Origin of the sequence: Moorena sp. SIO2C4 (assembly GCF_010672485.1) — a bacterium.
Taxonomy (GTDB): Bacteria; Cyanobacteriota; Cyanobacteriia; order Cyanobacteriales; family Coleofasciculaceae; genus Moorena; species Moorena producens.
In genome coordinates this window covers 1-8,431 of sequence record NZ_JAAHGN010000230.1, presented here as the reverse complement: position 1 = coordinate 8,431, position 8,431 = coordinate 1, and the positions used below count along the sequence as shown (strand labels likewise).

Here is an 8,431-nt window from a genome sequence, read left to right as displayed (position 1 = left end):
ATGTAAATATCTAGGGTAATTTTATTTGCCAATCCTGGTCGCTGTACCTTGACCGCAACAGTTTCCCCAGTTTTGAGTTTGCCCTTATAGACCTGTCCTAAGGAAGCCGCTGCCACAGGCTTTTCAGTCAGTTCAGCGAAAATATTTTCCGGGCGATCGCCTAATTCTTCCTCAATAAATTTATAAGCCACCTCATTCTCAAAGGGTGGGAGTTGGTCTTGTAGCAGCGTCAACTCATCCAAGAAAATTTGTGGGACTAAATCCGGTCGTGTGGAAAGAGCTTGTCCGATTTTAATGTAGGCTGGTCCTAGGTCGGTTAAAATTTCCCGCAGCTGAATCGCTCTGCGCTGGTTCTCGGTAACATCCCGACCCCGAAACCGATCCCACCACAGACCTAGAGCAAACGATATAAATGACGAAATGATGGTAAAAGACCGCCCTAGAACTGACAGGTATGCGTTCTGGTACTGGGCTGCGATCGCTGACGGGTCGTAGCGTGGTTTGTCTGTTTCCAAGACAGAGGATCCCGTTGTCGAGCTCAACTCTTCCTCAACTGTGATCTGAGTTCCCGACACTGGTACCACTGACTTGTCCGCATCAGCCTGTGAGTCTAGTGCTTGAACAGAAGTTGGGGAAACTGTTTTAGGATTCATAAGAAGATATTTCCGACGGACAAACAGAAGCGATTCTGTAAACTATTGTAACAAAAGGGGGATATCATTAAAACTTAATAAAGGTTCGGCAATCTTCATACCAAAATGGTGGAATAACCCATTCCTGGGTAAGAATACGTAAGCCATCAGCTATCAGCCATCAGCTAGCCATTAGCTATTAGCCAAAGGCCACGCTACTGTTCGCGCAGCGTGCCCGTAGCGCAATCGGTGCTTTTAGGTGCAACCCGTGGCAAATTTAATTCTTAATGGTAAGAGCGCACCTTTGAATAAAATAAGCTGACGGCTGACGGCTGACGGCTGACTGCTTAAAGGAATACTGATTTTTAGTGGACACTTGACGATAAACTGAATGGTGAACGGTCAACGATTACTAGAGTTAACCCTTAGACTTCAATTGGGTATTAGGGTGTGACTTTTTCTAAATTGTTACAAAATGTGTTTACTATCACAATTTTCCCAACAGTGAATTTTGCTCAATGTTACTTTATTTGCGAATTCACAACTTTGCCTTAATTGACCACCTAGAAGTGGAATTCGGTGCTGGTCTAAATGTGTTGACTGGGGAAACCGGTGCGGGTAAGTCCATTATTTTGGATGCCATTGATATTGCCTTGGGGGGAAAAGTCACCAATCGGCTGATTCGCACAGGGACTAAACGGGCTTTGGTAGAAGCCACCTTCTCGGTAGATAACCCCTTGATTGCCTGGTTGAGTGAGCAAGAAATTGACTTACTTGATCAAGCCGATTTAGTCTGTAGCCGAGAGATTACCGCAACAGAAAAAGGCATGCGATCGCGTTCTCGGGTCAATGGCACGATAGTTAATCGGCAACTGATGGAGGGACTGCGTGAGCGCTTGGTAGAAATTACTGCTCAGGGTCAAACCATACAGCTAATTATGCCAGCACGCCAACGAGGGCTACTCGACCTTTACGGCGGTTCCCTTGTGATCCAACAGCGAGATCGAGTTGGATCTGCGTATATAGCTTGTCAAGAGGCCAAGAAAGCTCTAGAGACACAGCAAAAGTCTCAGCAAGAACGCCTACAACGTCTGGACTGGTTAGAGTATCAAATTCAAGACCTCAGTGCTGCCAACCTTAGCGCTCCTGACGAACTTGAACAGCTTGAACGTGAACACCAGCGTCTGAACCATGTTGTGGAACTCCAACAGAGGAGTTACCAAGTCTATCAAGCACTTTACCATAATGATCAGGGGACTTTAGCTAGTGCTGACTTATTGGGTCAAGCGGAAAGTACCTTACAGGATATGGTAGACTATGATAGTCAATTGCAACCTCTACTAGACTTAGTCAGTGGAGCATTGGCTCAAGTGGTGGAAGCTGCCCATCAGATTAATGCCTATGGAGATGGACTAGAGACTGATCCGGAACGTCTCCAAGTGGTGGAGGAAAGAATTGGGGTTCTTAAACAAATTTGCCGCAAATATGGACCAACCCTTGCTGAGGCAATCGCTCACTATGAGACCCTACAGGCAGAACTGGAAGAATTAGGCAGTGAAGGTGCATCTCTAGAACAATTAGAGAGAAATTACGCATTGAGTCAGGAAAACGTGACCGATGAATGTGATCAACTGACCAAATTGCGCTATAGGGCTGGGTCAGAACTGGAAAAACAGCTGGTTAACCAGTTAAAGCCCTTGGCTATGGAGAAGGTAAAGTTTACAGTGGAAATCAGCCCCATTGTCCCCACGGCAGCTGGTGCCGATCAAGTCACCTTTTACTTCTCTCCCAACCCCGGAGAACCCTTGCAACCTCTTGCTAAGACGGCTTCCGGTGGAGAAATGAGTCGATTTTTACTGGCACTGAAAGCCTGTTTTTCCAGCAGTAACCAGCCAGGAACAACCTTAATTTTTGATGAAATTGATGCTGGGGTGTCTGGTCGGGTAGCAGGAGCGATCGCAGAACGACTCTACCAACTCAGTCAACGCCACCAAGTTCTTTGTGTGACTCACCAACCGTTAATTGCTGCGATGGCAGACCAACATTTTAGGGTGGATAAACAGGTGATTGCTCAACCGATTTCTAGCATTTTGAAACAACCATCTTCCCCTCAAGTTAACCGCTCTGGCAGGACTCAAGTAGTTACCCAAATCCCGGAATCTGGAATGCCCGAGCTTCGAACTGTAGTAAGGATTAGTCTCCTGAATCATCCCCAAAAGCGGCAGGAAGAAATCGCTCAGTTAGCTGGTGGACAGTCGGCTCAAGACGCTATGAATTTTGCGGCTTCCTTGTTGTCCCAAGCTGCTAGCTGGCGTAAGACATGCACAGTGGGAAGACAGGACTAAGGCCAAAGGCGTTGCGTCAGTCTTTGAATGAATAGGAGATTAGTGGGCATCCTGCCCGCCCCAAAAGATCGCCGAACAGGCAAGATGCCTATTCTACAAAACTCTTAAAATCATTCCATTATTAAGCAACGCCAGGCCAAACAGCTAAATGTTAAAAATTGTGAGGTTGTGATGCATTAGTTTAATAGTTGGATCGCAATTGATTAATTAAGCTACTGACAAATTAATCTAGAATGCACTATAATCCAGTCAGGCCATATTTAACTCTCAATCAGAAAAAATCTACTCAGCGGCCAGCATAGAAGGTGCTCTCTAGGTAATCAACAGATTAGCCTTAAACTCAGATCAATTCGGTTAACTGGCTCTGACGAGTCAATAAGTATCAATGTAAGAGTAAATAAGTATCAAAAACACGCCATCATTAGACCGCTTCAGCAAAACCAAAGCTTTAGCGCAGGATAATTCTATGGTAGCTGCATCTGTTTATCAACACAATTCAAATCAGGTGGAAAAGGGGAGCATATCTGAGGCAAATTCCTCAGCAGCCGGTTCGCTAGTTGCGGCGGGACAAGGGATATCTAACTTTCTGGCACCTTTAAACCGGAAAAGTTTAAAACAAGTAGTCCCAACTGTACAAAAGCAACTCCAGATCGTCAATCAAACCCTGTCGATGCTGGAAGCTCTACTGGAAAACCAAGATTTTGAGAAGGTTCTCCAGGAGATTTTGACTGCGATTACTATCAAGACGGCAGAGTTAATGAATGCCGACCGAGTAACAATATTTTTTCTGGATGAAGACAAGAAGGAACTTTGGTCGGTAGTGGCAAAGGGAGAGGGAAACAACACCTTAGGAGAACTGCGATTTCCAGCTGATCAGGGCATTGTTGGTGAAGTAGCTACTTTCAAACGGGTGGTTAACGTTCCCTACGATTTTTATGATGACTCTCGTTCTAACACTGCCAAAAAGTCTGACAAAAAAACTGGATATCGCACCTATACCCTGCTAGCATTGCCCCTGTTGAATCGACAGGGAGATTTAGTTGCCGTAGTCCAATTACTGAATAAGGTCAAAAATTCCTATAGACAGAACGCTTCCTTAAAGGAAAAAATTGATCAACAGGGCTTTACTGACGAAGATCAAAAACTGTTTAAGGATTTTGCCCCTTCGATGCGGCTGGTTCTAGAATCTTCGAAGTCGTTGTACCGAGCTACCCAGAGACAAAGAGCAGCAACAGCACTGATCAAAGCTACAGAATCCCTCAATCTCAGCAGTTTGGATCTAGACGAAACCCTCAAGCGGGTGATGGATGAGGCGAAAACGCTGATGAAAGCCGACCGTAGTACCCTGTGGCTCATTGACCGAGAACGTAATGAACTGTGGGCGCCAATTCCCCAAGCGGATGGTTCCTCCCAAGAAATCCGGATCCTAATGGGGGTTGGCTTTGCCGGCAAGGTAGCTCAAACAGGTGAAGCTCTAAATATTCCTTTTGACCTATATGATCATCCCAATTCATACAATTCCAAAAAAGTTGATCAGGAATCTGGTTATCGCACCTGTAGCCTCTTGTGTATGCCAGTGTATAACTCCAATCAAGAGTTAATAGGTGTCACCCAACTAGTCAACAAGAAAAAGACCGGTGACTTTGAGCCCTACAATCCGAATGATTGGCCTAAAGCTCCCGAATGCTGGCAAGCAAGTTTTAATCGCATTGATGAAGAATACATGAAAGCCTTCAATATTCAAGCTGGGGTAGCCATACAGCGAGCGAAACTTTTTGCCACCATCAAACAGCAGGAACAAATTCAGCGGGATATGCTGCGCAGTCTCAGTAATGGGGTTATTTCCACCGATAAAACCGGTAAGATTATCGCTACCAATGAAAGTGCCAAGAAATTGCTGGGGTATTACCCTGGAGACAGATTGGAGGGGTTATCGGTTAGTCAGTTGATTAACATCAAAGGGGGAAATTTTGCTCAATGGCTCCAGAACGCTTTAACTGCCAAGACAGAAAAAGACAGCCGTCAGTACTACCCCGACCAAACCCTGATCTCACAGGGGTTAGAATCAACCAAGCATTGTGTGAATCTCTCGATTAACTCTATTGCTGATGCCAGTGATCAAACCCATGTCTATGGTGCGTTGGTAGTCATGGATGACATTAGTGATGAAAAACGCCTCAAGACTACCATGTATCGCTACATGACCCAGGAGTTAGCAGAGGAATTACTTAAGCTCGATGACCATAAATTAGGAGGCGATCGCAAAGAGGTATCAGTTCTGTTCTCGGATATTCGTGGCTATACTGCTTTGACCGAAAGTTTAAAGGCAGAAGAGGTCGTGGGTATGCTAAACGACTATTTTGAGTCGATGGTTGATGCAATTTTTGAATATAAAGGTACCCTCGACAAATACATTGGGGATGCGATTATGGCTGTTTTTGGTTCGCCCTTGCCCCAAGAGGATCATGCTTGGAGAGCAGTGCAAACAGCCTTAGAGATGCGCCAACGTCTCAAAGAGTTTAATCAGCAACGTGTTAAAGCTAATCGAAAACCTTTAAAGATCGGCATTGGCATCAACTCCGATAGCGTCATTAGTGGTAATATGGGTTCGACTAAACGAATGGAGTTTACCTCTATTGGTGATGGAGTCAATTTAGGTGCTCGCTTGGAAACGGCTAGCAAGCAATACGGTTGTGACATCCTAATTAGTGAAAATACTTACAGAGCCTGTGCTGACCAGATCTGGGCTAGGGAATTGGACAAGGTAATTGTTAAGGGCAAGACCAAGCCAGTATCCATTTATGAACTGGTGGGCCTAAAATCTGAACCGATTTCGGAGGACAAAGCACGAATCATTGAACATTACTACAAAGGCCGTCAGTATTACCTCCAGCGACAGTTCGCCCTCGCCATGGGTGAGTTTGGCACCATTCTACAAAAATATGACAAACATGACCAAGCGTCTGTATTGCACCTGAGCCGTTGTCAGCGTTTTCTTCAAGAACCTCCTAACGATGACTGGGATGGTGGCTGGAAGTTGTTAGAGAAATAGTCGTTAGTCCTTAGTGATTGGTCAAAGGATAATTGTTAAGACCATAGCGCCCATACAACAATGCCCATATCCCATACACTAGGCTTGAGCAACGGGTGCAAGCCTAAGTCTTGTTTCAATTAACTAAGGACTAATGGATTAACGATTAGAGAACCTTGTGAGTGTACTCATGCTGTTTTACATTATCTTCCTTAGTAACAACTCGCTGCATATTTAGCAACCGCTTGCGTTCTGTGGAAAAGTTGAAGTTATCAAACGTTGTGCCGAGGGGAATATGAGCGATCGCTTCTGGACAACTCTTGTAAGTGCGTGCAGCCGCGAGGGCTCGGTTAGTAAAATCATCGCAAAACTGAGCATCCTCTGGAAACTCAGCGGGTTTGACAAGGCTATCCCCTGAGATTACTTGACCTAGAGTTGTACCAAAAGCCACTGAGTAAGATGTAGGAACGCTTTTAAGCAGTGCTTCTAGGGAGGCTGAGGGGATGGGTTCAATAATTTGAACTTGATGAACTTCCCCCTCTTCTTTGATAAAGCAGGTGGCTAAGCCCACCACCAGGTAGTTATCGGTAGATAAATCGGGAGCATTAGCTAAGGGAGTTGCAGCGGTCATAAGACTATTTCAGTACAGGATTTGAAACCAAGTTGACACTCCCCCGTCTAAAGACGTGGGGATTCCTAGATCAGCGAACCACCTTAAACCGTCGTGTCTTCGGGAGAAGCAATACTTAACCAAATATCGGTAGAAAACTACCAAATACCCAGTTAATTCACGGCAGACCTAGAGGGCAGTTCTCCTTAGGCGTTCAGGTACTTTCTTGAGAGTGCCGACTCTTTTCCCCATGTTTCGGTGTGCCCCACCGTACACTACGGTGCAATCTGTGGCAAATTCAATTCGCCAACGGAAAGCGCACCGGTTTTTCTTGGAAAGTTTTCTGTTCTAGGTTCACACGTCAATTGTTGGTTGACGATTGGGTTTTTAGAGAGGATTTTCCCTACCCTCTGAGCATTACTACTTTCTAGGCGGTCAAACTTGGTTCCCTATTCCAGCTGTCCTAGCGGTTTTTCAGCCTGTACTCTATAATACTTTATTCTACACAGGCAAGGAGAAGATTAGGGAAGCTTACAATCTTTTTTTTTCACGGCGACTAAAGTCGCTCTCGAGCTTTCATCCACGCTCTGAAGAGGCGTGGTTTTCAGCTTGGTGACTCTCACATATAGCAGCAACCGAAGTATAGTTGAGGACAGAGTATTTTGGTTGAAAGGGAGCAGGGAGTAGGGACTAAGGCCGTAGGCCACGCGGGGCGCGTTCGGAGCAGAAATATGTCTTAAGCTTTACTTCGACTGTTATTAATCACGCGCCAAGATAAATCAAATCAATAGCTTTGGTGGCATTCTATCAGCAGAGCAGGTCAGCTGATACCTACCCGGTGCGCTTACAGTCGTTGAATTAAATTCGCGCTTAGGTGAGCGCCGTTTAATCCAACCGCCGCTGACCTAAGTCTTCTCTATTCTGCTCTAAGTATTTTAGTTGAGTGATGGCTTTTTGGGATTAAAGCAACCGATCCATCAGCCAAGCAGGAACCATATTTGACTGGATGTGGATGACGTATAACGGATTGAGCTGTTATTTGTAGATTTAAGGATGGCTGGGGTAAATAACTTGGAACCGTTATGATTAGGTTTCAAAAAGCAAAAGCAGCTTTTGGCTACCTGCCATTATGTGTTTTTGTTTGTTTATACCGTTGATGATATGGCGTTGGACAATATTATATAGTAAACTATAATGCTACGTGAACATCATGACATAACACTACTAAAGTTGCGCCAGCAAGTTGGCTTAACTCAGCGAGAACTTGCTGAGGCTCTTGGAGTAACCCAAAAAACCATTTCCATTTGGGAAAGGGGTAAAATGCAGCCTAAGCTCTCCTTTTGGCAGACTAAGTTAATGATGGAAAAGCTCAACTGCACCCTTGATCAGCTAATCATTGCCACTGAGCTGAAACACCAGAATCATAATGAAATTAAATCAACCAAAATTATACCACATAATCCCAGATTTTTCTAAAACTCAAGGGTGCAATCTTGGACTTTGGCTAGGTCTGAATGATGCACCTTGGGGGGCTGGCTGCCTAGAATTGGTTGGTTAGCGTCAGCACTAGGGCACTAGTCGTTTGAATCTATGAGGATTAGCACAATCCTGGTGCCCTTTGGTAAATCCTCGTTTGGAATATAGCTGAGTCAAAACCATCATTCAATCTCCTTGGGGACTCCCGTTATACCCGTGTTAAGCAGCGTCTGGCACTGCCAGTAAGGGTTAGCGGGTTAGAAGTTACCGTAAGATAGGGTCGCCTTTATGGGTGATGCTCACCCATAGCCGCTCCGCGAAAGGTCTTGCATAAAAA

Annotated in this window: 5 protein-coding genes; 3 read left to right on the top strand and 2 right to left on the bottom strand. The window is 45.1% G+C overall.

Annotated elements, in window-relative coordinates:
- Positions 1-653, bottom strand: a 653-nt coding sequence (locus F6K20_RS14280) for an AarF/UbiB family protein (RefSeq protein ID WP_287295057.1), incomplete at its 3' end; no start/stop codon positions are given.
- 497 nt (positions 654-1,150) lie between these two features.
- Between F6K20_RS14280 and recN the strand changes: the two genes are divergently transcribed.
- Together recN and F6K20_RS14270 are read left to right on the top strand one after the other, a co-directional pair.
- Complete coding sequence (gene recN / locus F6K20_RS14275) at positions 1,151-2,977, top strand: DNA repair protein RecN (protein ID WP_287295056.1); 1,827 nt, start codon at positions 1,151-1,153, stop codon at positions 2,975-2,977.
- 466 nt (positions 2,978-3,443) lie between these two features.
- Positions 3,444-6,029 (top strand): GAF domain-containing protein, encoded by a 2,586-nt coding sequence (locus F6K20_RS14270; RefSeq protein WP_287295054.1) that lies wholly within the window; start codon positions 3,444-3,446, stop codon positions 6,027-6,029.
- Between the two features lie 145 nt (positions 6,030-6,174).
- Here the strand turns inward: F6K20_RS14270 and F6K20_RS14265 are convergent, their stop codons facing one another.
- Positions 6,175-6,639: a hypothetical protein gene (locus F6K20_RS14265; protein ID WP_008181580.1), complete on the bottom strand. Its 465-nt coding sequence runs from the start codon at positions 6,637-6,639 to the stop codon at positions 6,175-6,177.
- A 1,173-nt stretch (positions 6,640-7,812) separates the two neighbouring features.
- Between F6K20_RS14265 and F6K20_RS14260 the strand changes: the two genes are divergently transcribed.
- Positions 7,813-8,094, top strand: a complete 282-nt coding sequence (locus F6K20_RS14260) for a helix-turn-helix domain-containing protein (protein WP_287295052.1) — start codon at positions 7,813-7,815, stop codon at positions 8,092-8,094.
- The last annotated feature ends 337 nt before the right edge of the window (positions 8,095-8,431 follow it).

Bases quoted from the DNA above. Each gene is read 5' to 3' on its own strand.
- recN (WP_287295056.1), top strand. From the start codon at position 1,151: ATGTTACTTTATTTGCGAATTCACAACTTTGCCTTAATTGACCACCTA.
- F6K20_RS14270 (WP_287295054.1), top strand. From the start codon at position 3,444: ATGGTAGCTGCATCTGTTTATCAACACAATTCAAATCAGGTGGAAAAG.
- F6K20_RS14265 (WP_008181580.1), bottom strand. From the start codon at position 6,639: ATGACCGCTGCAACTCCCTTAGCTAATGCTCCCGATTTATCTACCGAT.
- F6K20_RS14260 (WP_287295052.1), top strand. From the start codon at position 7,813: ATGCTACGTGAACATCATGACATAACACTACTAAAGTTGCGCCAGCAA.